The sequence below is a fragment of the Sphingomonas sp. IC4-52 genome (genome assembly GCF_020707225.1).
Taxonomy (GTDB): Bacteria; Pseudomonadota; Alphaproteobacteria; order Sphingomonadales; family Sphingomonadaceae; genus Sphingomonas.
Window position 1 is genome coordinate 157,435 of sequence record NZ_JAJFEU010000005.1, and the last position, 21,372, is coordinate 178,806.

A 21,372-nucleotide genomic window follows, 5' to 3' on the forward strand; every position below is an offset into this window, starting at 1 on the left:
GTATGCTAAGTATCTGTGCGGAGCAACCCGGGTTGCGCATTCCGCCGCCAGCCACTCTAACCCGTGCGATGAAGTCGATCGAACTGATGATGCACCTTTTTCAGCGCTTCTGCTGGCTGGACGAACGCCTGCAGGCGCAGCTGCACGACCATGGCTGGCCCGATGTCAGCCGCGCGCAATCCATGGTGATGATCAACATCGTCAGCGGCATTACCCGCCCGTCGGATATCGCGCGGCGGCTGGGCATATCGCGCCAGGCGATCCACACCACGGTGGCGCAGATGATCGACAAGGGCATCGTGACGCTGGTGCCCGATCCTAACGATGCTCGGCACAAGCAGCTGCGGCTGACGCCGTTCGGCGAGCGGATGCGCGCTGATGCGCAGGGGATCATGGGCGGGCTGACCGATCATATCGCAGGGACGATCGGCGAGGATCGGTTCGAGACGCTGCTTGAAACGCTGGCGATGGACTGGGGCGATGGACCGCAGCCGAATGGCTCGGACGGCAATCTGGAGCGCGCGGCATGAGCCCCTGGACTCGCCTTTCCGCACCGGCCGCACTGCTGCCCAGCCCCGATATCGACACCGACAAGATCCTGCCCGCGCGGTTCATGAAGGGGCTGGAGCGCGACGGGCTCGGCCAGCATCTGTTCGCGGACGTACGCGTGAGCGACGCGAACTATGCCATCGCGCGCGATCGGCGGATCATCGTGGCGGGGCGCAACTTCGGCTCGGGCTCCTCGCGCGAACATGCCGTCTGGGCGCTGACCGGCCATGGCATCCGCTGCGTCATCGCGCCGAGCTTCGGCAGCATCTTCGCCGGCAACGCCGCATCGAACGGCCTGTTGCTGGCGACGGTGAGCGACGGGGACCTCGCGATGCTGGCGGAGCGGCTGACGGCCTTTCCCGATCTGCCGATCGACGTCGATCTTGGCGCGCAGACGATCCTCGCCGGCAACCTGCACCTTGCCTTCGCGATCGACGCCGGGGTGCGCCAGGCAATGCTGGAGGGGCTGGACGATATCGGCCGGACGCTGCGCTTTGCCGACGCGATCGCCGCTTACGAGCAACGCTCCCTGTCGGCCTCAGCGTAACGGCGACCGGTCAGGGCGTTACCAGCGCCAGAACCTGGTTGCGGCAGATGTCGAGGCTGAACGTGATGGTCGCACGGTCGTGCTCATTGGCGGCGTCGACGGTGGTCAGCTCCAGCCCGTCATAGCGGCACGGCCCCCGCCAATAGGTGTTCCGGGAAAATCCGTTCACTTCCACGGCAGAGTTCACTGGCCGTTGATGGAAGTTGATGAATTCGTAGCGATGCGGATCCCCGCGCAGCCGCTTCCGGACCCGCGGATCATAGACGAATTCCGTCAGGTGATGCCGCGACCGGCTGGGATCACGCAGGCTGACGATCTTTCGGCTGGAGCAGTTCACCAGCAACAGGACGCCGTGTTCGTTGCCGCGCCGGGGCGCGGGCAGCGCGAGCAGGCTGAACCCGTCCCCCGCCACCGCCGGCAGCTTTTGCGCGCACACCGCATCACGCACGGTCGGGCGGGGCGCCTCCTCGCCGGCTGCGGACGCAAGCATCGCGATCAACAAGGTGACGGGCGCCGGCATGGAGCAAGTCTGGCGCGGCATGATCCCGCCGGCAACTCACTCCTTCTGGCCCGCGCGCCCGTTCCCGTGCGCCGCCCGCGCGACGCCGCCGCCGGTCAGGCCGCGAGCAGCGACGCGGCCTGCCGCTCGACCGGCGCGAACTGGTGACCGCCCGCGATCGTCGCGGCGCGGCCGCCGCGTTCCCCTGCCTCCGTCTGGAAGGCACGGGCGAGTTCGGACAGCTGCTCCACCTCATGCGCCAGGTTGCGGGCCGCGGCGGAGGTTTCCTCCACCATGGCCGCATTCTGCTGCGTCGAGCGATCCATGGTGCCGACCGCGGCGGAAATCTCGCCAATGGTGGCGGCCTGCGCATCATTGTCGACGGCCATCGCGCCGAGCAGCACATGGACTTCGCTGACATCCTCGGAAATGTTCGCCAGCGCGCCATCCACGCGCTGCACCATCTCCACCGCCGCGCCGATGTCGCTTTGCGTGGAGGTGAGCTGATCGCGGGCCCGCCCGGCCTCCTCCTCCGCGCGCATCGCCAGCGCCGAGACGAGATCGGCGACCACCGCGAAGCCACGTCCGGCCTCGCCGGCACGGCCGGCCTCGACCGCGGCGTTCATCGCGAGCACGCGGGTCTGGAACGCGATCTTGTCCAGGCCCTCGATCACGCTGTCGATGCCCTTGGCGGAATGCGCCACCCGCGTCATCGCCTGCATCGCATCGTCGGCGATGCTTCGCCCGGTCGATACCGTGGCGATCGCCTGATCGGCACGCACCACCGTCGCGCGGGAAGCGTCGGCGCCGCTTTTCAGGCGATCGTCGATCTGCATCATCGCGGCGGAGGTTTCCTCCAGGCTGGCGGCATTGCCTTCCGTGCGGCGGGCCAGATCCTCCGACGCCTGCGCGATTTCGTGAACGCCGGCATCGATCCTCCCGGCGCCATCGGTGACCGCGATGATCATCTGGCGGATCTTGCCCAGCGCGTCATTGTAGCTGGTCTCCAGCGAGATGAAGCTGCGCGGCATTCCGGAAAGCTGGCGCGTAAGATCGCCTGCCGCCAGCGCCGCCAATGCCTCGTCCAGTTGCGCAACGGCCGTCTCGCGCGATGACTGCGCTTCCTCGAAATAGACGGACAGCGACAATTCCATGTCGAGCAGCGCCGCCTTGACCAGCGCGTTGGTCGCAGCCTGCGCCGCCGCCGGGTTCCAGATCGCGAACAGGCGCCGCCACCACGGCGTGCGGCGCGCGACGCCGGCGACCAGTTCCTCGATCACCAGCGCGTAGCTGCCGACATACCAGCGCGGCTCCAGGCCGATGCGCGCGTGGGTGGCGCCGATGCGGCGGATGCTTTCGTAGTAATTGCTGTCGAATTCGGCGCTGGCCAAATGTTCCCAATGCTTCTCCTGCGCGGCCTTCGCCTTGGCCATATGGGCGGGGCTGCTGAAGAAGCTGGCGGTGTCGGCGGTCCGCTGCGCACGGGCGTAGAAACGGTCCAGCGCCTTGCCGATGATCGCGCGGATGGCGGGCTGCGTGCCGCGCAGCGCGGCGCGCTGCGTGGCGTCGAACTCCATGAATTCGAGACGCGAACCAATGGCGTCGGACATGCGGGGCTCCTGATGGGGGCAAGGGGGTGGAAAGGCGTCAAAGCCTTATTATAGGCCGGTTTCTGCCAACCGGCCGCCCGGCCCCAGCGGACTATACCTCCCGCACGTCCACGATCCGGCCCGCGACCGCCGCGGCGGCAGCGCTGGCGGGGCTCATCAGATGGGTGCGCCCGCCGGTGCCCTGGCGGTTCTCGAAATTGCGGTTCGAGGTCGCGGCGCAGCGTTCGCCCGGCGCCAGGCGATCGGGATTCATGCCGACGCACATCGAACAGCCCGGCTGTCGCCAGTCGAGACCGGCAGCGACGAACACGTCGGCGACGCCTTCCGCCTCCGCCTGCGCGCGCACCAGCCCCGATCCGGGCACCACCATGGCGCGCACGCCCGGCGCCACCGTGCGCCCGCGCAGAACCTCGGCAGCGGCGCGCAGATCCTCGATCCGGCTGTTGGTACATGATCCGATGAACACACGGTCAATCGGCAAGCCGGCAATCGGCTGGCCCGGCCGCAAGCCCATATAGGCCAGCGCACGTTCCTGCGCCCGGCGTGCCGCGCCGTCCGCAACCTTCGCCGGATCGGGCACGCGGCCGCCGACCGGCACGACCTGCGCCGGCGTGGTGCCCCACGAGACCATCGGGCCGAGATCGTCGGCCGACACGGTCACCTCCCGCGCGAACACCGCGTCAGGGTCGCTCGCCAGCGCGGCCCAGGCGGCGCTTCGCTGCGGCCAATCGGGCAGATGACCGAGCCGCTGCGCCAGATAGGCGATCGTCACTGCGTCAGGCGCGATCAGCGCGGAACGGGCGCCCATTTCGATCGCAAGGTTACAGAGCGTCATCCGCCCTTCCATCGACAGCGCGCGGACGGCCGGGCCGGCGAATTCGATCACGTGATCGATCGCGCCATCCACTCCGATCGCCGCGAGCACGCCAAGCGCCATGTCCTTGGCGGATACCGGCGCGGTCACGGCGCCGGTGATGGTGACGCGCATCGCGGGCGGCTTGCGCAGCCGCAGCGTCTGCGTGGCGAGGACATGCTCGATCTGCGACGTGCCGATGCCGAAGGCGAGCGCGCCGAATGCGCCATGGGTGGAGGTATGGCTGTCCCCGCACACGATGGTGGTGCCGGGCAGGGTGCGGCCCTGCTCCGGTGCGACGATATGGACGATGCCGTTGCGCGGATCGCCCATCGCGAACCGCTCGATCCCGTGCCGCTCGCTGTTCTCCACCAGCCGGCCGAGCTGGGCGCGCGCCTCCGGGTCGGCGACCGCAGCAATGCCCTGTTCCTGCCCCTCGGTCGGCACGTTATGGTCGAACAGCGCCAGCGTGCGCGCCGGCGCCCGCACGCTCCGCCTCGCCTCATGGAGCCCGGCGAAGGCCTGGGGCGACGTCACTTCATGCAGCAGATGAAGGTCGACGTAGATCAACGCCTCGCTGCCGTCCTGCGCAACGCAATGGCTGTCCCAGATGCGGTCGAGGAGCGTTCGGCCGGCCATGCGCCTAGATGATGCCGCGTGCGCGCAGATCGGCGATGGCGCTCTGGTCATAGCCTGCCTCGGCAAGCAGGGCGTCGCTATCCTTGCCCACGTCCGCCGGCGCCGGGCGACCGATCCCGCCGGGGGTGCGCGACAGGCGCGGGAAGACGCCCTGCATCGGGAGGGCGCCGTGCCGCTCCGTCTCCACCTCCACCAGCGCCCCGCGCGCGCGGAAATGCGGATCCTCCAGCATGTCGCGCGCGGCGAACATGCGGCCCGCAGGCACGGCATGTTCCGCCATCAGCGCCTCCAGCGTCGCCACGTCATATCCGCGCGACCAGTCCGCGATCATCGCGTCGAGCTCGTCCTGATGCTGGCCACGCGCGACATGGGTGGCGTAGCGCGGATCGTCGGCCAGTTCGGGCCGCCCCATCGCCGCGGCCAGGCGACGGAAGATCGCATCCTGATTGGCCGCGATCAGCAGCTCGCCGTCCTGGCAGGGATAGACGTTGGATGGCGCAATCCCCTTCAGCACCGATCCGCTGCGCGTGCGCACATGGCCCGCGGCGGCATATTCGGGCACCAGCCCTTCCATCACCTGAAGCACGGATTCGAACAGGCTGACGTCGACGATCTGGCCTTTCCCGCTGGTCTCCCGCTCATGCAGCGCGGCCAGCGCACCCAGGCAGCCATAGGTGCCCGCCAGGCTGTCACCGATCGACACGCCAAGCCGCGACGGCGGGCGATCGGCCGAGCCGACCAATGCACGCCACCCGCCCATCGCCTCGCCGATCCCGCCGAAGCCGGCGCGGGTGGAATAAGGCCCCGTCTGGCCATAGCCGGACACGCGCACCACGATCAGCCGCGGGTTCGCCGCACACAGATCCTCAGGTGCGAGGTTCCATTTCTCCAGCGTGCCGGGCCGGAAATTCTCGATCAGCACGTCCGCGCCCGCGATCAGCCGGCGGGCGATCTCCTGCCCTTCCGCCGTGCGCAGGTCCGCCGCGACGGAACGCTTGTTGCGGGCGATCACTTCCCACCACACCGGCGGATCCCCGGCCCCCCATTGGCGCATCGGATCGCCGGTCCTGGGCGGCTCGATCTTCACCACCGTCGCGCCCATGTCGCCGAACAGCTGGGCACAGAACGGGCCGGCGATCAGCTGCCCCAGCTCGACCACGCGGATATCGGAAAGAGGCCCCATCACGCATTCCCCGAAAAACTTAGATAGCTAAGCTATCCGTCTTGGTGCGCTGCCACAAGCCCGTTAACGTCGCAACCTGTCAGCGGTGTCGAGCAGGCGCGCGACCAGTGCATCGAGGATCGTACCGGCGAGCGGATCGATGAGTTGCCCCTCCGCGTCGAAGGCACGGTCAGCGAAGGGCAGAGCAACCTGTTCGGGGATCACCATCATCTGCACGGTGCCCAGGATCTGGCGAAGCTGCGCCAGCGCGCGCAGCCCGCCGAACGGCCCGGTCGAGGCGGCCATGATCGCCGCCGTGCCCCCGCGAAACGCTGACAGGGCAAGCGGCCCCTCCCCGTCGGTCGGCCGCGATGCCCAATCGATCGCATTCTTCAGCAGCACGGAAGGTCCGCCATTATGCTCGGGCGTCGCGAACAGCACCGCGTCGCTGGCGACAAGCTGCCGCTTCAAGGTGCCGGCCGCCGGCGGATAGGCGCTTTGCTCCAAGTCCTGGCAGTAAAGCGGCAGGTCCAATGCGCCGAGATCGATCATCGTGACCGCCGCGCCCCGCGCCCGCAGCCGATCCGCCGCCACCGCCGCCAGCATCGCGTTGAACGATCCCCCACGCGCGCTGCCCGTCACCACCGCAACCTGAACCGTCATTCGCGCTCCCCCCTCCAGCCTATCTGTTAGCAAGCTAAGGGATTAGCCGCATGTCGTCCAGCGGCTCGCAGCACGCGCATGGCGTGAACGTGGGACTTATGTGGCACCTGCTCTGCGCACGTTGGGCAATGCGGTAAGGATCGGGCGTGCTTCTTTGAACCGTTCAGGTCGCTTTTGCTCGACAACCCGAACTGACCTCGGAGCATCAGATGCTGAACGACTACCAGCGAGGCATATCGAAGACCCGGGCGCGAAGCGGCTCTTCCTCCGCGGTGCAGGTCTGAATGGCCGTAGCGGTCGGCTCCGTCGCCGCGGAAATCCTCCTTGCAGGAACGCTGCCTCACGGCTTTATCGAAGAAGAAAAGAGGGGGGGGGGTCGATTGCTTATGAATGGTCTGAAGAAACTGGCATCGCTGCTCGCTGTCGGCGCTTGCCTCGCCGCACCCGTTGCAACGGGCCAAGGCGCCACACCGGAAAGCGCGTATGAAGCGGTGCGCCCGATGATCGCGGATATGCAAAAGATCGTAGCGCCCGGCGGCGTACAGCTATTGGAGACGGTCGAACTGGGCGGCGTGCCCCAATGGATTTCGGTGCGCGGTGTGGACCGGCGCAACCCGATCGTGATCTATGTTCATGGGGGCCCCGGCGCGGCGGAGCTTGGCCGAAGCTGGCCTTATCAGCGCGGCCTCGAAGAATATTTCACCGTTGTGCAATGGGATCAGCGGGGGACGGGCAAGACGCTGCGCACCAATGGCGCCGAAACGACCCGCCCGAGCCTGTCGCGCAACCGCATGGCTCAGGATCTCGTCGAGCTTATCGCCCATGTTCGCAAACGCTTTGGTCACGACAAGGTCGCGCTGATCGGTCATTCATGGGGCAATGTCATCGGCATGGATGCGGCAATGGCGCGGCCGGACTGGATCAGCGCCTATATCGGCATGGGCCCGCTCGTGAACATGGCTGCGAACGAGGCACAGCAATATGCCGGCGTGCTTGCCATCGCACGCCAGCGCAACGATCGGGCGGCCCTTGCCGAGCTAAACGCTCTGGCGCCCTATCCCGGCTCCGGGCCCATTCCCTTTGAAAAGCTGAATGTCGTGCGGAAATGGGTGATGGCCTACGGGGGACTGGCCGCCTACCGTGACAATGCAAACTTTTACTTCCGGGCCGCACGTCTGAGCCCCGCCTATGATCTGGCCGATCGCCAATCCATCGATCAAGGCGGCCAATTGTCCGTCGGCGCGCTTCTTCCTGAGCTCACCCGCGTCGATCACACGCCGATCCGCTCAACACCCTTTCCCGTCTTCATGTTTCTCGGTCGTCATGACCTGACGACCCCATCGACCATCGCGGTGGATTGGCTGAACCGCCTTGACGCTCCCGCCAAGCAGGTCGTCTGGTTCGAACATTCTGCCCATCTTCCGCCCCATGAGGAACCGGGCAAGTTCGTCGTGGAAATGGCCACGCGGGTTCGACCCGTCGTTCTTCGATCCGGTCAACGATGACAGCCCTCATCCCGAGGCAAGCGCGCAAGTGGATCGGCGAAGGAACGCTTATGCGCGACATCGCCGCACCGCGATAAAGGCCGGATCAGGATCCCTGCCCGCCTCTTTGCTGCAAACTCGCTGCCGCGCCTGTCGTCGGCCGGTCGGCGCGCTGGACCGCGGTTCAGGTGCCGCAGAACGTCGCCGCGATCCGTTCATGCGGCTGGGGCGGCTCTGCCAGCGCGGCGGCGTCCGGCTGATCGTCATAGGGGCGCGACAGCACGTCCAGCATGCGGTGGAACGGGGCAAAGTCCTCCCGCTGCACCGCCGCCGCGATCATCGCTTCCACCTGATGGTTGCGCGGAATGAAGGCGGGGTTCACCCGGTCCATCGCGGCGCGGCGCTCGCCCGCCTCGCGCCCGTCTTGTGCCAGCCGCGCGCGCCACTCGCCGGCCCAGCCGTCGAAAGCCGTCGGATCGACGAACAGCGACCGCGCCGGCTCGTCATCCCCGCTCACCGCCTGGCCGAGGTGCCGGAACAGCAGGGTGAAATCGACCTGGTTCTCCTCCATCCGCTTCAACAGATCATCGATCAGCGCACGATCGTCGGGATCTTTTTCGGTGAGGCCGATCTTCTCCGCAAAGCGGCCGAAATACGCTCCTTCGAAGGCCGGCGCGAAGCCGCTCAAGGCCGTTTGCGCCTGCTCCACCGCCGCCTCCTGCTGCGCATCGATCAGGGGCAACAGCGTTTCGGCGAAGCGCGTTAGGTTCCAAAGGGCGATGCGCGCCTGATTGGCATAGGCATAACGGCCCGCCCGGTCGATCGAGCTGAACACGGTCGCCGGATCATAATGGTCCATGAACGCGCACGGCCCATAATCGATCGTCTCGCCGGCAACCGACATGTTGTCGGTGTTCATCACGCCATGAATGAAGCCCACCTGCAGCCAGCGCGCGACCAGTACGGCCTGCGCCGCGATCACCGCATCAAGCAGCGTGCGGTAAGGATTTTCTCCTGATTTTGCCGCGGGATAGTGGCGCTCGATGACATGATCGGCCAGCAGCCGCAGCCCCTCGACATCGCCGCGCGCGGCAAAGAACTGAAAGGTGCCGACACGGATATGGCTGGAGGCGACGCGGGTCAGCATCGCGCCCGGCAATATTTCCTCGCGCATCACCGCATCGCCTGTTGTCACAGCGGCGAGCGCGCGGGTGGTCGGAATGCCGAGCGCCGCCATATATTCGCTGACCAGATATTCCCGCAGCACCGGGCCAAGCGCAGCGCGACCGTCGCCAGATCGCGAAAAGGGCGTGATCCCCGCGCCCTTCAGCTGAATGTCACGCCGCCGCCCGTCCCGGTCGATCACTTCGCCGAGCAGGACCGCGCGGCCATCACCCAGCTGCGGCTGGAAATTCCCGAACTGATGCCCGGCATAGGCCTGGGCGATCGGCTCCGATCCTTCGGCAATCGTGCGCCCGGAAAGCACGTCGAGGCCCGCCGGGCTCATCAGCCACTCCGCATCGATACCCAGGTCGGCCGCTAGCGGCTCATTCACCTGGATAAGCGCGGGCGACGGGCTTTGCAGCGGCCGTACCGAGGCGAAGAAGCGCTCCGGCAGGCGAGCGTAGCTGTTGTTGAACGCAATGGCCATCTGGCTGGAACCGCTCGCCCCCTGCGAAGTTGCGTGGCACCGGCCAATCGCCGGCATGATCGTGAATCAGTGATCCAGCGCGCGCAAGGCACGATCGACGTCAAGCCGACCGCGCCCGGTCGCCGGATCGGGTCCGCGCGACGCCAGATCATTGGCATTGTCGAGCAACAGTCCGGCCGCGTCGCTGGTGGACAGCTCCGGCGCCCGGCTGAGCAGCACGGCGAGCGCTCCCGCCGCATAGGCCACCGAGTAAGAAGTCCCGGACGTCAGGCGGCAGGTTCGTGTGGTGCAGCCGACGATCACTTGCTGCCCCGGCGCGACGAGATAGCGATCCTCGGTGGCGCCTGCCTTGTTGGTCCAGGCGGCCGGCCTGCCGCGCGGCGTGCTGGCGCCCGCAACGATCATCGATGCCCCGAAACGCGGATCGGCGGCATAGCGCGCCGGCCAGACCGGCTGGCTTCCACCGTCATTGCCAGCGGCCGCCACGATCACTGCGCCGCTCGCCACTGCGCGAGCCAGCGCCGGCTCGATCGCGGGGATCGGCCGCTGCGCCGCGACCGGCAGGCCGATCACGCGCGCGCCACGGGCCACGGCATAATCGATCGCTTCGGCCAGCACCTCGGGATCGAAGGCGCACACCCGCAGGCACGAGCCGTCGCGATCGGCGCGGATCGGCAGCAGCGTTGCACCGTAAGCGATGCCGTAGGTCCCGGCACCGTCCACCCGTGCCGCCAGCAGCGAGGCCACCTGTTCACCATGCGCCCGGTCGCCGTCATCCAGCCGGCGATCGGCCACCAGATCGGTGGAATGCGGTGACAGGTGGCTGAACATGTCGAGCTTCGCCGCGGTCAGGCCAGTGTCGATCATCGCGACCACCACCCCCTGACCAGTGGCACCCTTGCGATAGGCACGTGATGCGCCAGCCGCGGTGACGCCCCAGCTCAGGCGCGCTTCCAGGCTGTTGCGGCGCGGCGGCGCCTCTACGGGGGCCCCCGGGCTGGCAGATGCCGGCGCGGTAGAGATCAGCAGGGAGAGAAGCGCCGGCAGCAAGGCACCGGCCCAGCTCCCGAGGCGGGATGCAGGCACGTCGAAGCTCCAGAGGAATCAGGCAACCAGCCCGACCCACCCCATGTAGGATGCGCGCAACCGATTGAAAGATGGTCCTCTTTGCTTCTGCGCCGGTCCGTCAGTGTTACATTTTGTGGCTGCCGGAGAGCGGCCTTGATCTTCGTGGCGGAGACTTTATCTCAAAGGTGCGGACCGGGCCCCTCTGGCGCTCGTCTTTGGACGAACGTGATGTCGGACCGCATCGGGTTAGCTCGATGTAGGCCTGCTGTCTGCCTTCTCACATCTGCGCTGATCCGATCATTCAATCACTGATTGGAGAGAGGCGTTGAGTTCCCATCGTTACAATCTCACCCAGCTTCATAAACGGCTGGATGAGCAGATCCGTACCGAGCTGAAGCGGCGCATGCCCGACAGCTTGCGCCTGTTGCGGCTCAAGAAGCTGCGTTTGCGCGTCAAGGACCGGCTGCACAGCCTGTCGTGGCAGCCACAGGCGGGCTGATCGACCCCATTCTCAACCGGCGCACGGCGGCGATCGGCCCTTTCGATCCCGCCATTCGGTCCGGCCGTGCGCCACCAGATTTTCAGGAATTCCGATGACCTTGTTTGCCACCCTTGCCGTCGCGGCGGCCGCTGCGACCGCCACTCCGCTTCCGGCGCACAGCCTTTCCGTTCCGCATTCCTCCGGTACCGCCAAGGCTGAGTATAGCGGGGCGATCGGCATCCAGCACAAGCAGGTCGGGGCGGTTGCTCCCGCCGGCCGGCCCTCGACGCTTCGTTGCGTCTGGACGGCAAAGATGGAGGTAAACCGCACCGCCACCACTGCGGCGGGCGCGCTGGCTTCGCGCAGCTTCGTTCAGGACAATGTCGCGAACGGCAGCCGCCCGGGCTGGTGCAGCGCGAGCCGCGGTGCGATCGCCCGCGACGTTGCGGAGCGCCTGGGCGATGGAAGCCAGCATCTCGTGAAAGCCGCCGAGGCCGATCGCAGCGTGCTGCTGACGGACCTTGACCGCTTGGCATCGGGCGCGCGCGCCGATTGATCGTGAATCCCGCTGCGGGGCGTGCCGCCCCCTCCCCGGCGCTCCGCAGCATATTGGGCCCTCCGCCCCCTGGACACATCCCGCCGATTGCGCAGTTCTCCCTTGCGACGCATGGTGGTTGAAACGACAGGGGGCGGGGATGGCCGGTTTCGGAATGTTGGCGGTTGTTCTCGCGCTGCCCGTCGCTGCCGCGCGACAAGACCTGCCGCCACCCGCTGCTGCGCCAGAGGCTGGCAGTGCGCAGGGCGATCTGTCGGTCACCATCTACAATAACGATATTGCGCTGGTGCAGGACGTGCGCACGCTCGCCTTGCCGAATGGCCGCGTGCGCCAGAGCTTCCCAGACGTAAGCGCACAGATCCGGCCGGAAACCGTGTCGTTGTCGGTGGACGATGCCGCCATCGTTGAACAGAATTTCGATTATGACCTGCTCAGCCCGTCCAGCCTGATGGAAAAGGCGGTGGGCGAGACGATCACGCTGGTGCGCACCAACCCCGCCACCGGAGCGGAAACGCGCGAGCGGGCGCGTGTGCTGGCGGTGAACGGCGGTGTGGTTCTCGACATCGGCGGGCGCATCGAGGTGCTGCGCGACGACGGGCTCCCAGTGCGCGCCGTGTTCGATCGCGTGCCGGAATCCTTGCGCGCGCGCCCGACCCTGTCGGTCACCCTTGCCAGCAATCGCGCGGGCAGCCGACCGGCGGGCCTCTCCTACCTCACCCGCGGGCTTGGCTGGAGCGCCGATTATGTCGCCCTGTTCGATGACAAGAACGGCATGGTGGACGTGCAGGGCTGGATCACGCTTCAGAACAGCAGCGGGACCACCTTCACCAACGCGCGCACCCTGCTGGTTGCCGGTGAGGTCGGGTCAGCGGAAGAGATGCAGCAATATGCGCCTCGCCCGCGCCGCCCGACACGCATCCAGCCGGGCACCGAAGCGGCTTCGCGAGAACAGCTTGGCGATTTCTACCTTTATCCGCTTGCGGAGCGCACAACCATCGCGGACAAGCAGACCAAGCAGGTCAGCTTCCTTGATGCCAAGGGTGCGCGCGCTTCTTCCGGCTATCGTTTCCAGAACCCCTGGCTCGGCAGCGGAGAGCCAGCGAGCGCGCAAAGTGTCCTGCGCTTCGCCAATTCGGGGGCGGCGGGGTTGGGCGATGCGTTGCCGGCCGGCGTCGTTCGGGTCTATATCCGCGATGCGCGTGGCCAGCCGCAATTCACCGGCGAGAACCGGATCGATCATACGCCGCAGGGCTCCACGATCACGCTGCCGACCGGCGACGCCTTTGACGTGAAGGTGCAGCCCACGCTGGTCGCGCGAACCAACACGGCTGACGATCGCTGGCGCACGCAGGTGCGCTATCGCGTGACCAACGCGCGCGCGCAGCCGGTGACGGTGGAGCTGGTGCAGGGTGGTCTTGCCTGGGGCGATACCCGTATCCTTCAGGAAAGCCTCAAGAGCGAGCGGCAGGACGCCGGCACGGCGGTATGGCAAGTGCAGGTGCCCGCCAAAGGGGAGGCTGTGGTCACCGCCACGTTCGACACTCGTTACTGATGCGATCCACCCGCCTCTGGTGCCTTGCGGTGGCCGCGGCTGGCGTGGCCGGCGTCACCGCTGCTCAGGTCCGGCCAGCGCGGTCCGGGGGAGCGCCTGCGATTGTCACCTCGGCGGCACCGCAGGATCTGGCCCTGACCGTCTACCGCGCACCGGCGGGCAAGGGTGCGATCAACCTGCGCTACCTCGATGGATTCGCGCTGGTAACAGAGACGAGACGAGTGACGCTGCCGCGCGGCCCCGCCGTGCTTCGCTTCGAAGGAGTGGCGGAGGGCATTATCCCGGTCAGCGCGGTGGTGGAGGGGCTGCCCGGCGGCGTGGTGGAGAAGAACCGCGAGGCCCGGCTGCTGTCCCCGGCGTCTCTGGCCGACGGCACCCTCGGCCGAGACGTGACGCTGACCCGCACGGACAGGGCCACAGGCCGCGCTGTCAGCGAACCCGCCACAATCGTGGCCGGCCCGGAGCCCGGCGTCGTGCTGCGCACGGCGGCTGGGATCGAAACGCTGCGCTGCTCGGGCGTTCCTGAACGACTCAGCTTCGATCGGGTTCCCCCTGGCCTCTCGAGCGAGCCGGTGCTCAGCATTTCCACCGTCAGCCCCTCGGCACGGACGGCGACCGTTCGCCTCAGCTATCTCGCCTCCGGCTTCGACTGGCGAGCCAGCTATGTCGCGACGGTCGCGCAGGACGGTGCATCGTTGGACCTGTTCGCCTGGCTGACGCTTGCGAACGGTAATGTGCAGGCCTTTCCACGGGCGCGCGTCTCCGCGGTGGCCGGGCGGCTCAACCGCATCGTCACCGGCGATCTGAGCGCCGCCGTTCAGGCCTTGTCGCTGCGTTGCTATCCCCTGGGAACCACGACGTCCGGCCTTCGGCTGGAGAAGCACGAGATCGTCGTCACGGCATCGCGCGCCTTTGCCATGCCCCAGATGGCCTTGGCCGTCCCGGCCCCGCCACCGCCGCCTCCCCCGCCACCTCCGCCGCCGCCGGAAGACCTCGGCGATCTGAAACTCTATCGTGCGCCCGAACGCGTCACGGTGAGCGCGCGCGGGCAAAAGCAGATCGCGCTGCTGGCCCGTGAGCAGGTTTCCTTCCAGCGCCGCTACCGCGCCAGCGTTTTTCCCCGACAAGTCCTGGATGGGGCACCCACGACAATGGTGCTGGCGATGCGCAACAGCACGGAGGCCGGGCTGGGCCTGCCGCTGCCGGCGGGAAGCACCGCTGCTTATAGCCGGCGTGCTGATGGCCAGCGCCTGTTGCTGGGGCTGGGAAACATGACCGACCGGGCGGAGGGCGAGGCGTTTCGCCTCCCCGCGGGAATCAGCCACCAGGTCACGATCGAGCAGAAGGTCGCTGCCTCGGGTGAAATGCGGCTGACCGCCACTAATGCCACCGCGCGTCCGGCGATGCTGGACGTCGCCATCGGCAGTGCACGACAGGAGATCAAGGCGGACCCGGCGCTTCCACGGATCGACGGGGTCGCCACCTGGATCGTTACCTTGCCGCCCGGCGGCCGCGCGGACCTCACATATCGCTACTGACGATTGTGGCGGATCGGGGGTTGCGGCACGGCCGCCGCGGGCCAGCGTGGAGCCGCCCGCTTGCCCGTACGTTAGCGGCTGCTACGGTCGCCCGCGCGGCACCAGAGGAGACCCGCTTTTGCGTCGAAACCGGACCATCAGGAAGCCTGCGGATTACTACCGGAGCCCAGAGAACAGTATCGGCTATCTCACACGGCTGGTATTTCGCAACTTCTCGCGCGTGCTCGAGAAATACACGCTTCAGCATGAGATTTCGGCGGGGCAGTGGCGTTTCCTGCGGCAGCTATGGATTGCCGATGGCATCACCCAGCGCGAGTTGAGCGAGCGCGTCGGCATGCGCGAGCCGACCACGGTGGTCGCGCTGAAGGGGCTGGAGGCCGCCGGCCTCGTGCGGCGTGTGAAAAGCGAGGTGGATCGGCGCAAGATCTACATTCATCTCACGCCCTTCGCCCGGGAGCTTGAGGAAAAGCTCGCCCCGCTGAATGCGGAGGTGCATGCCATCGCAACGGCCGGCATGAGCGACGAAGAGGTCGAAACCCTGCAACGGCTGCTGCGGCAAGTGATCAGCAACCTCGCCGAGGAAGCGCGCAAGCTTCCCACCGTCACCGACGTGCGCGCGTGATCCCGTGGAGAGTGAAACACCGGGCCGTCAGCTCGCGAGGGTGAACGGCCGAATGTAAGGCGGGATTGCGGTCCAGCTGCGCTCGCAGCCGATACTGCCGACGATCACGGGCGCGATCTCGTGAGGCGAGCGGCCGCTGCCGCCCTCACCCCATGCGCAATTCCGCGCCCTGTCCCTACAACGAAGGCCGCGGCGATGGACCGCCGCGACCCTTGTCTGACGGGCGCTTCCGTTACTTCGGTTCGCCGTTGACCGTCCGCTCGCGCGAGATCACCGGCTTTTCACCGCGCTGCTTGTAGATCGTCATGGAGTTCGAACGCACGTCACCGTTCGGGTTGACGTTGGTCATCGACCGCGACCGGGCACGCTCGTCATCGTCCCGCGCAGTGGCGGTCGAGCGCTGGCGTGCCGTGTTGTTCGCCGTGTTGAAGCGCGCGCTGGCGTCGGTGGTCGCCGTGCCGCCATTCGCCGCAGCAGCGTCGGCCGTGCCTGAGACGCCGACGGTGCCATCGCCGCTCATGCCACCAGTGGTGGTGCCGGCGGAAACATCGCCGGTGGTTGGCGAGGCAGTACCGGCGCTGCTCGTGTTCGACTGCGCCGTTGCGGTACCCGCAAGCATCAGCGCCGGCGCCAAAAGGAGAAGGCTACGCATAGGGTTACTCCTGATTGTGTCGCTCGTCGATCGTGATGGTGCAGCCCTTTTCATCGCGTGTGACACGCACGGATCGGGTTTTCCCGTCCGAAGAACTGCTGCTGGAGACCGACGAGCGCCCGTTGCTCGACGAAGAAGCCGAAACCGAACTGTGTGATGAGGAGGCGCCCGACGCATGCGAGCTTGCGCTGGCGCTGTGCGCACCATCGTCATCGACCATTGTCGTCTCGATCCGACCGTCGGCGAAATAATGAACTTGCCTGCACTGCGACGGTGCCGCGGCTGCAAGGGCAAGGATAAGTGCTATCGCCACGAAAACGGAGGCGGGCCGTTAAGGCCCGCCCCTCATTCTCAGTTCTTCGGGTCGGTCTGCGGCGTCGTGGCCGTTGCCGAGCTGTCGCCGAAGACTTCGCCAGTCGATCCGTTACGATCGGTAGACCCGTAAGCGTCCACCGAGGTGCCGCTCGACGTCGCGCCGGTGCCCGTCGCCGTGCCGCCGGCCGCTACGCCGCCGGTCGCCTTGGTACGATCGGTGTAGATGGAGCCTGCGCCATAGGTCGAAGACGAGCTGCCGGCCTGACGCTGATCACGCTTGGCCGCACGATCCATCCGCTTCTGCTGTCCCGTGCTCATCGTGCCGCCCGATGCGCCGCCAGCAACCGAACCCTGCGGGCTCGAGGCTGCGGTGCCGCCTCCAGCGGTGGTCTGCGCGCCGGCAGTCGCACTCAACAGGCCAGCTGCAGCAACGGTCGCAAACATGGAAGTGATACGCATTGTACTCTCCGATATCTTGGCCCTCTTACGAGGAGGACCGCGGAGAAGCGCACAAGGATCGTAAAGGTTCACCCGAAATCGCGAATTTTTTATATCGTCGTTTCTCGTCGGATGTTCGCAACCATCTACCGCATCTGGGTAAGTTCGATATCTTACCTTAAGATAGCCGACCTAAGTATCCACGTCGTCGATCATTGTTCTATTTCGGAACAGAAGATTCTTGCTGCAACATGAACAAGTGCGGGTGGCGCGATGCAGTGGGATCAGGTCAGCACCAGATGTGCCGCCATGGCGGGGCAGGTTGGGATAGCCAGCGCTCGTTCGCTAATCAGGGGTCGCCTTGATCCAGATGCGCGGCACACCTCGCTTCTCCGCCCACGCCGTTGCGGCGTTAATCGCTTCTTCCAAGTGCCCGTCGTTCTCGACCGCGGATATGTAGAATACGTCGTCTCCGCCCGGCGTCCGGCCACAGCCGGTGCCGAAGAACCGGCCATCGTCGCTCGCCTCGACCAGAAGCCAAGGTTCTCCGTCAGGAAATGGCGGCATTTGCCCGCCAGGATCCAAATGGATGAGCTCAACCAGCGCCCGTCGTTTACTCACGGCAGACGAGTGTCAGCGGCTGCGCGTGAGCCGCCGGCCGCGGGCGCGTTGTCCGCACGCGGAGCGGCTGACGGCTCAGAGTGGGCGGAACCGGAATCCGGATCGGCGGGGAGGATCATGTTCAGCGCGTCGATCAACTCGCGGGCGCGGAACGGCTTGGCAAGACGGGGGAGGTCCGGGGCGATCCCTTCGACATCGGCATAGCCGGAAATAATTAGACACGGCAGGTCCGAACGGATCAGCTTGGCGCGTCGGGCGAGCTGAGTGCCGTCCATGCCGGGCATCAGGTGATCGGTGACAAGCACGGCCATATCGGGTTGCTCCCCCAGCGCGACGAGCGCCGCCTGGCCGGAAGCCGCCTCGATCACGGTGAAGCCGGCCTCCTCCAGCATGTGCGCGGTTGCGGTGCGCACGGCATCCTCGTCGTCGACGAGCAGCGCCTTGCCCCGACGGCCGGAACGGGGCGCCGGCTCCTCGCCGCCGGGCGGATGAGGACTGGCCGCCTCGCTTGCGGCGGGAAGCCATAGCTCAACATTGGTGCCGAAGCCGGGGCGGCTGAAAATGCGGATGCCGCCGCCAAGCTGGCGTGCAAGGCCATGGACCATCGACAGGCCAAGACCCGTGCCCTTGCCGATCCCCTTGGTGGAAAAGAACGGCTCGATGGCGCGCGCGGCGGTTTCCGCGTCCATGCCGACGCCAGTGTCGGCAACCGACACCATGACGTAGCGGCCCGGCTTCAGCTCACCGCCCTCCTCCGTTTCCTCCACCACGCGGGGTGCAGCGGAAATGCGCAGGGTGCCGCCCTCCGACATGGCATCGCGCGCGTTCACGGCGAGATTCAGCAGCGCCATCTCGACCTGATTATGATCCGCCCGGGCCGGCGGCAGATCATCGGCCGCCTCGATCACCACCTGAACCTGCGGCCCAGTGGTGCTTGCCACCAACTCGCCCATGCCGGTCACCAGCGCGCGCACGTCGATGGCGGTTGGTTGAAGCGGTTGGCGGCGGGCAAAGGCGAGCAGGCGCTGCACCAGCGTGCGTGCCCGTTCCGCCGATTGAAGTGCGCCGCCGATCAGCTGACGCTCGCGATCATTGCCGATCCCGCGACGGACCAGCAGGTCGAGCGAGCCGATGATGGGCGTAAGGAGATTGTTGAAATCATGCGCGACGCCGCCGGTCAGCTGGCCAAGCGCCTCCACCTTCTGCGCCTGGCGCAGTTGCTCCTCCGCCTCCGCCAGGCGGCGCTGTTCCGCGGTCCGCTCCGTCACGTCGTGCGAAATCTGGCAGGCACCGATCTGCCGACCGGACGGATCACGCAGGACGTTGAAGTTCAACTGAAAGCAGCGCCGCTGTCGCGCGGGATCACCCAACGTCTCGACCAGGCTGAACTCCTCGCCGGCAAAGGCGCGCCCCCAGGTTTCGCGGAGATGATCACGTTCCTCGGGCACATGGTCGAGCAGCTCGAGCATCGAGTCACCCACCGCCGGCCGGACGCCGTAGATCGCCTCGAACGCGTCGGCCGCGGCCTTATTGATCGCCAGCCAGCGATAGTCGCAATCGGCGACGAAGATGATCGCGGTGGTATTTTCCACGACATCGGCGAGCAGCTTGCGCTCCGCGAGCCCCTCCGCCACACGGCGCTCCAGCGTGGCGTTGAGGTCCCGCAGTGCCTGTTCGGTTTGCTTGCGCTCCGTGATGTCGATCGCAGTGCCGATTACCCGCCGGCAGCGCCCGTTGCGGAACATGCCGCGCCCCTTTGCGGCAACCCATCGAACCACGCCATCTTCCTTGCCGATGGCGCGGAACTCGACATCGTAAAGCGCGCGGCGGTCGGGATCGGCAGCGGCGGCAAGCGCATCGGCCACCCGGTCCCGGTCTTCCGGATGCAGTCCCGCAGCGAAATCCTGCGGAGTGATCGGCCGGTCGGGTGAAATGCCGAACATCGCCTTCACGCGCGGTTGCCAGAAACGTGTGCCGGTAATCTCATCGACATCCCAAAGCCCGATCTCGGCCGCGTCGATGGCAAGGCGCAATTGTTCCTCGTTCGCGCGCAGATTGGCCTCCGCGCCGACGCGCTCTACATGCGCCCAGGACCGTTCGGTGACCTGGCGGATCAGCGACAGCTCATCCTCCGTCCAGACATGCGGTTCGCGGTGGTGGATCGCCATCAACGCCCGCAGCCGCCCGTTCTTGATCAACGGCATGCAAATGGTGGCGGCGATGCCGATGTCGCGAAACGTGCGCGCTTCTTCCGGCGCCAGTTCGGCAAGATTGTCGTTGATGATCAGCGGCTCGCCCGCACCAAGCCGCTCCACCGCCAGTCTTCCGAAATCGGCAAGGCTGTAGTGGCCAACGATCGACGGGGAGCCGGCCGCATACCAATCGCCGCGGATCGTGAAGCCGTCCCCATCCTCATCCATATCGGCGTAAGCGCAGTTGGACAGGTGAAGATGAGCGCCGACCATGCAGGTGGTGACGCGAAGGACGTCATCGGCATCGTGCAGGTTCGCCACCGCCTGGCCGAGCTCATCAAGAAAGCGATATTGCTCCCTGCTGCGCTCCAGCCGCCGTTCCGCCAGCACCCGCTTGGTGATGTCCATGACGATGGCGAGACTGCCGATCGGGCGGCCCTGATGGTCGCGGATCGGCAGATATTCGAGGTCCATCCAGACCCGTTCAGCCTGGCCAAAGCGCCACAGTTCCAGCTCTTGCGCGTGGAAGCTGAGCGACTCGCCCCGCAGGCCAGCGCTCACCACATTGGCGTTGAAGTCGCGCGCTTCGGGCCAGACCTCAAGGACGCTGCCGCCCAGCGCCTCTGGATGGCGGGGGCCGCATACCTCGGCATAGCCGTCGTTATAGATGAGGATCCCCTCGGAGCCCCACAGCACCGCCATCGGCACTGGCGAGGACAGCAACGTCTGCACATTGGCCTTCAGCTCGGCCGGCCAGCTCACGATGGCGCCAAGCGGCGTGGTGCTCCAGTCCTTGCCTCGGATGAGATCACCCGCCTGCCCGCCACCGATCAGGCCGGTAGGCTCGGGCATGGAGGCAGGATGCTCTGCCATAAAGAGGTCCATTAGCGAAAATCCGCCTCGCCGGACAGCGCGCTGGCCATCATCCGCAACGGATCACATCGCCGAGGCCGTCGGCCTTCCCGGCCATGCCCGGCACCTCCTCCAGCTGGCGCAAGGCCGTGAAGCGGCCCCGCTCCTCGCGGTAACGGACGATCTCGAAGCCATGGCCCTGAAGCTGGGGCACGGCGTCAATCTCCTCGGCGGCGGCGGTGTTGATGTCGATCATCCCAGGCTCGCTCACAGATTGGCCAGTTCTTCGCGCGGCAGCTGCGCATCGGGCGGATAATAAAGCTGTGCGCATTCCTCGCGCAGGCAGCCGCCCTCGATCACGATGTCGTCGCGGTAAGCGTCGGCGATGAAGGACAAGGTGTCGACGTGCTTCGCCTCGAAATACATCTCGTGCACGTCACCGCGCCCGGCGCCGTAGACCACGCGGCCGACCTTCGACCAGATTGAGGCCATGGTGCACATGCCGCACGGCTGAAGCGTGGAATAAAGCGTCGCGCCGCGCAGTTCCTGCTCGCCGATCCCCTCGCACGCGCGGCGGATCGCCATCATTTCGGCATGGGCAGTCGCATCCGGCAGTTCCGCCGTCTGGTTGCGCTCGCCGGCAATCTCCCGTCCGTTCAGCACGATTACCGACCCGAGGGGCGAGGTGGAGGGATGCGATCCCTTTGACCGCGCAATCTCGATTGCCCGGCGCATCCACCGTTCGTCTTCATCCGTCATCGCCACCTCCGCCCTGCCAACGCGCCGATGGGCCAGATGGTCCGCCGCGGGCCTTTTCTATGACCAGAT

22 protein-coding genes are annotated in these 21,372 nt (G+C 66.8%); 9 read left to right on the top strand and 13 right to left on the bottom strand.

Annotated elements, in window-relative coordinates; translation table 11 throughout:
• Window positions 1-68 precede the first annotated feature (68 nt).
• Together LK535_RS13315 and leuD are read left to right on the top strand one after the other, a co-directional pair.
• The gene (locus LK535_RS13315; RefSeq protein ID WP_227772413.1) at window positions 69-530 is read left to right on the top strand and encodes a MarR family winged helix-turn-helix transcriptional regulator; all 462 of its coding nucleotides are present in this window, start codon (window positions 69-71) and stop codon (window positions 528-530) included.
• A complete protein-coding gene (leuD, locus tag LK535_RS13320) occupies window positions 527-1,096 on the top strand; it encodes a 3-isopropylmalate dehydratase small subunit (protein WP_227772414.1) in 570 nt (189 codons plus the stop codon). The genes LK535_RS13315 and leuD overlap by 4 nt, the downstream gene beginning before the upstream one ends.
• Window positions 1,097-1,106: 10 nt before the next feature.
• Here the strand turns inward: leuD and LK535_RS13325 are convergent, their stop codons facing one another.
• The 5 genes from LK535_RS13325 to LK535_RS13345 form a co-directional block, all read right to left on the bottom strand.
• On the bottom strand, window positions 1,107-1,637 hold the full coding sequence (locus LK535_RS13325) for a hypothetical protein (RefSeq protein ID WP_227772415.1): 531 nt from the start codon (window positions 1,635-1,637) through the stop codon (window positions 1,107-1,109).
• Window positions 1,638-1,711: 74 nt separating this feature from the next.
• Window positions 1,712-3,205: a globin-coupled sensor protein gene (locus LK535_RS13330; RefSeq protein WP_227772416.1), complete on the bottom strand. Its 1,494-nt coding sequence runs from the start codon at window positions 3,203-3,205 to the stop codon at window positions 1,712-1,714.
• 91 nt (window positions 3,206-3,296) lie between these two features.
• Window positions 3,297-4,697, bottom strand: coding sequence for a 3-isopropylmalate dehydratase large subunit (gene leuC / locus LK535_RS13335; RefSeq protein ID WP_227772417.1), 1,401 nt, complete (start codon window positions 4,695-4,697; stop codon window positions 3,297-3,299).
• A 4-nt stretch (window positions 4,698-4,701) separates the two neighbouring features.
• Window positions 4,702-5,880, bottom strand: coding sequence for a CaiB/BaiF CoA transferase family protein (locus tag LK535_RS13340; RefSeq protein ID WP_227772418.1), 1,179 nt, complete (start codon window positions 5,878-5,880; stop codon window positions 4,702-4,704).
• A gap of 63 nt (window positions 5,881-5,943) precedes the next feature.
• Window positions 5,944-6,522 (bottom strand): NADPH-dependent FMN reductase, encoded by a 579-nt coding sequence (locus LK535_RS13345; RefSeq protein ID WP_227772419.1) that lies wholly within the window; start codon window positions 6,520-6,522, stop codon window positions 5,944-5,946.
• A gap of 386 nt (window positions 6,523-6,908) precedes the next feature.
• Here LK535_RS13345 and LK535_RS13350 point away from each other — a divergent pair, with 386 nt between their 5' ends.
• Complete coding sequence (locus LK535_RS13350; protein WP_227772420.1) at window positions 6,909-8,027, top strand: alpha/beta fold hydrolase; 1,119 nt, start codon at window positions 6,909-6,911, stop codon at window positions 8,025-8,027.
• A gap of 163 nt (window positions 8,028-8,190) precedes the next feature.
• Here the strand turns inward: LK535_RS13350 and LK535_RS13355 are convergent, their stop codons facing one another.
• A complete protein-coding gene (locus LK535_RS13355; RefSeq protein ID WP_265334230.1) occupies window positions 8,191-9,657 on the bottom strand; it encodes a protein adenylyltransferase SelO in 1,467 nt (488 codons plus the stop codon).
• 66 nt (window positions 9,658-9,723) lie between these two features.
• Window positions 9,724-10,743, bottom strand: coding sequence for a S8 family peptidase (locus tag LK535_RS13360; protein WP_227772422.1), 1,020 nt, complete (start codon window positions 10,741-10,743; stop codon window positions 9,724-9,726).
• Window positions 10,744-11,050: 307 nt separating this feature from the next.
• On the opposite strand from LK535_RS13360, the gene LK535_RS13365 reads away from it, so the two are divergent.
• The 5 genes from LK535_RS13365 (at window position 11,051) to LK535_RS13385 (ending at window position 15,474) form a co-directional block, all read left to right on the top strand.
• Window positions 11,051-11,224 (top strand): DUF465 domain-containing protein, encoded by a 174-nt coding sequence (locus tag LK535_RS13365; RefSeq protein WP_227772423.1) that lies wholly within the window; start codon window positions 11,051-11,053, stop codon window positions 11,222-11,224.
• A 94-nt stretch (window positions 11,225-11,318) separates the two neighbouring features.
• A complete protein-coding gene (locus tag LK535_RS13370) occupies window positions 11,319-11,762 on the top strand; it encodes a hypothetical protein (protein ID WP_227772424.1) in 444 nt (147 codons plus the stop codon).
• Between the two features lie 139 nt (window positions 11,763-11,901).
• A complete protein-coding gene (locus LK535_RS13375; protein WP_415837137.1) occupies window positions 11,902-13,314 on the top strand; it encodes a DUF4139 domain-containing protein in 1,413 nt (470 codons plus the stop codon).
• Window positions 13,314-14,852, top strand: a complete 1,539-nt coding sequence (locus LK535_RS13380; RefSeq protein WP_227772425.1) for a DUF4139 domain-containing protein — start codon at window positions 13,314-13,316, stop codon at window positions 14,850-14,852. Before LK535_RS13375 ends, LK535_RS13380 begins: the two co-directional genes overlap by 1 nt.
• Window positions 14,853-14,970: 118 nt before the next feature.
• Window positions 14,971-15,474, top strand: a complete 504-nt coding sequence (locus LK535_RS13385) for a MarR family winged helix-turn-helix transcriptional regulator (RefSeq protein ID WP_227772426.1) — start codon at window positions 14,971-14,973, stop codon at window positions 15,472-15,474.
• A gap of 232 nt (window positions 15,475-15,706) precedes the next feature.
• Here LK535_RS13385 and LK535_RS13390 read toward each other — a convergent pair whose 3' ends face one another.
• Window positions 15,707-16,126: a hypothetical protein gene (locus tag LK535_RS13390; protein ID WP_227772427.1), complete on the bottom strand. Its 420-nt coding sequence runs from the start codon at window positions 16,124-16,126 to the stop codon at window positions 15,707-15,709.
• 35 nt (window positions 16,127-16,161) lie between these two features.
• Between LK535_RS13390 and LK535_RS13395 the strand changes: the two genes are divergently transcribed.
• On the top strand, window positions 16,162-16,377 hold the full coding sequence (locus LK535_RS13395; RefSeq protein WP_227772428.1) for a hypothetical protein: 216 nt from the start codon (window positions 16,162-16,164) through the stop codon (window positions 16,375-16,377).
• Between the two features lie 100 nt (window positions 16,378-16,477).
• Here the strand turns inward: LK535_RS13395 and LK535_RS13400 are convergent, their stop codons facing one another.
• The 5 genes from LK535_RS13400 to LK535_RS13420 all read right to left on the bottom strand — a co-directional run bounded on the left by LK535_RS13400 (window position 16,478) and on the right by LK535_RS13420 (window position 21,303).
• Window positions 16,478-16,900, bottom strand: a complete 423-nt coding sequence (locus LK535_RS13400) for a hypothetical protein (protein ID WP_227772429.1) — start codon at window positions 16,898-16,900, stop codon at window positions 16,478-16,480.
• A 324-nt stretch (window positions 16,901-17,224) separates the two neighbouring features.
• Window positions 17,225-17,446: a hypothetical protein gene (locus tag LK535_RS13405; RefSeq protein ID WP_227772430.1), complete on the bottom strand. Its 222-nt coding sequence runs from the start codon at window positions 17,444-17,446 to the stop codon at window positions 17,225-17,227.
• Between the two features lie 50 nt (window positions 17,447-17,496).
• Window positions 17,497-20,565, bottom strand: coding sequence for a PAS domain S-box protein (locus LK535_RS13410; protein WP_227772431.1), 3,069 nt, complete (start codon window positions 20,563-20,565; stop codon window positions 17,497-17,499).
• 49 nt (window positions 20,566-20,614) lie between these two features.
• Window positions 20,615-20,800, bottom strand: coding sequence for a helix-hairpin-helix domain-containing protein (locus LK535_RS13415; RefSeq protein ID WP_227772432.1), 186 nt, complete (start codon window positions 20,798-20,800; stop codon window positions 20,615-20,617).
• An 11-nt stretch (window positions 20,801-20,811) separates the two neighbouring features.
• The gene (locus LK535_RS13420) at window positions 20,812-21,303 is read right to left on the bottom strand and encodes a nucleoside deaminase (RefSeq protein WP_227772433.1); all 492 of its coding nucleotides are present in this window, start codon (window positions 21,301-21,303) and stop codon (window positions 20,812-20,814) included.
• Window positions 21,304-21,372 lie beyond the last annotated feature (69 nt).

Excerpts from the sequence above, each read along its gene's own strand:
- LK535_RS13325 (WP_227772415.1), bottom strand. The coding sequence starts at position 1,637 with ATGCCGCGCCAGACTTGCTCCATGCCGGCGCCCGTCACCTTGTTGATC.
- LK535_RS13370 (WP_227772424.1), top strand. The coding sequence starts at position 11,319 with ATGACCTTGTTTGCCACCCTTGCCGTCGCGGCGGCCGCTGCGACCGCC.
- LK535_RS13420 (WP_227772433.1), bottom strand. The coding sequence starts at position 21,303 with ATGACGGATGAAGACGAACGGTGGATGCGCCGGGCAATCGAGATTGCG.
- LK535_RS13340 (WP_227772418.1), bottom strand. The coding sequence starts at position 5,880 with ATGGGGCCTCTTTCCGATATCCGCGTGGTCGAGCTGGGGCAGCTGATC.
- LK535_RS13415 (WP_227772432.1), bottom strand. The coding sequence starts at position 20,800 with ATGATCGACATCAACACCGCCGCCGCCGAGGAGATTGACGCCGTGCCC.
- LK535_RS13395 (WP_227772428.1), top strand. The coding sequence starts at position 16,162 with ATGGTGCAGCCCTTTTCATCGCGTGTGACACGCACGGATCGGGTTTTC.
- LK535_RS13390 (WP_227772427.1), bottom strand. The coding sequence starts at position 16,126 with ATGCGTAGCCTTCTCCTTTTGGCGCCGGCGCTGATGCTTGCGGGTACC.
- LK535_RS13350 (WP_227772420.1), top strand. The coding sequence starts at position 6,909 with ATGAATGGTCTGAAGAAACTGGCATCGCTGCTCGCTGTCGGCGCTTGC.
- leuD (WP_227772414.1), top strand. The coding sequence starts at position 527 with ATGAGCCCCTGGACTCGCCTTTCCGCACCGGCCGCACTGCTGCCCAGC.
- LK535_RS13380 (WP_227772425.1), top strand. The coding sequence starts at position 13,314 with ATGCGATCCACCCGCCTCTGGTGCCTTGCGGTGGCCGCGGCTGGCGTG.
- LK535_RS13410 (WP_227772431.1), bottom strand. The coding sequence starts at position 20,565 with ATGGCAGAGCATCCTGCCTCCATGCCCGAGCCTACCGGCCTGATCGGT.
- LK535_RS13330 (WP_227772416.1), bottom strand. The coding sequence starts at position 3,205 with ATGTCCGACGCCATTGGTTCGCGTCTCGAATTCATGGAGTTCGACGCC.
- LK535_RS13405 (WP_227772430.1), bottom strand. The coding sequence starts at position 17,446 with ATGCCGCCATTTCCTGACGGAGAACCTTGGCTTCTGGTCGAGGCGAGC.
- LK535_RS13355 (WP_265334230.1), bottom strand. The coding sequence starts at position 9,657 with ATGGCCATTGCGTTCAACAACAGCTACGCTCGCCTGCCGGAGCGCTTC.
- LK535_RS13315 (WP_227772413.1), top strand. The coding sequence starts at position 69 with ATGAAGTCGATCGAACTGATGATGCACCTTTTTCAGCGCTTCTGCTGG.
- LK535_RS13400 (WP_227772429.1), bottom strand. The coding sequence starts at position 16,900 with ATGCGTATCACTTCCATGTTTGCGACCGTTGCTGCAGCTGGCCTGTTG.
- LK535_RS13345 (WP_227772419.1), bottom strand. The coding sequence starts at position 6,522 with ATGACGGTTCAGGTTGCGGTGGTGACGGGCAGCGCGCGTGGGGGATCG.
- LK535_RS13375 (WP_415837137.1), top strand. The coding sequence starts at position 11,902 with ATGGCCGGTTTCGGAATGTTGGCGGTTGTTCTCGCGCTGCCCGTCGCT.
- leuC (WP_227772417.1), bottom strand. The coding sequence starts at position 4,697 with ATGGCCGGCCGAACGCTCCTCGACCGCATCTGGGACAGCCATTGCGTT.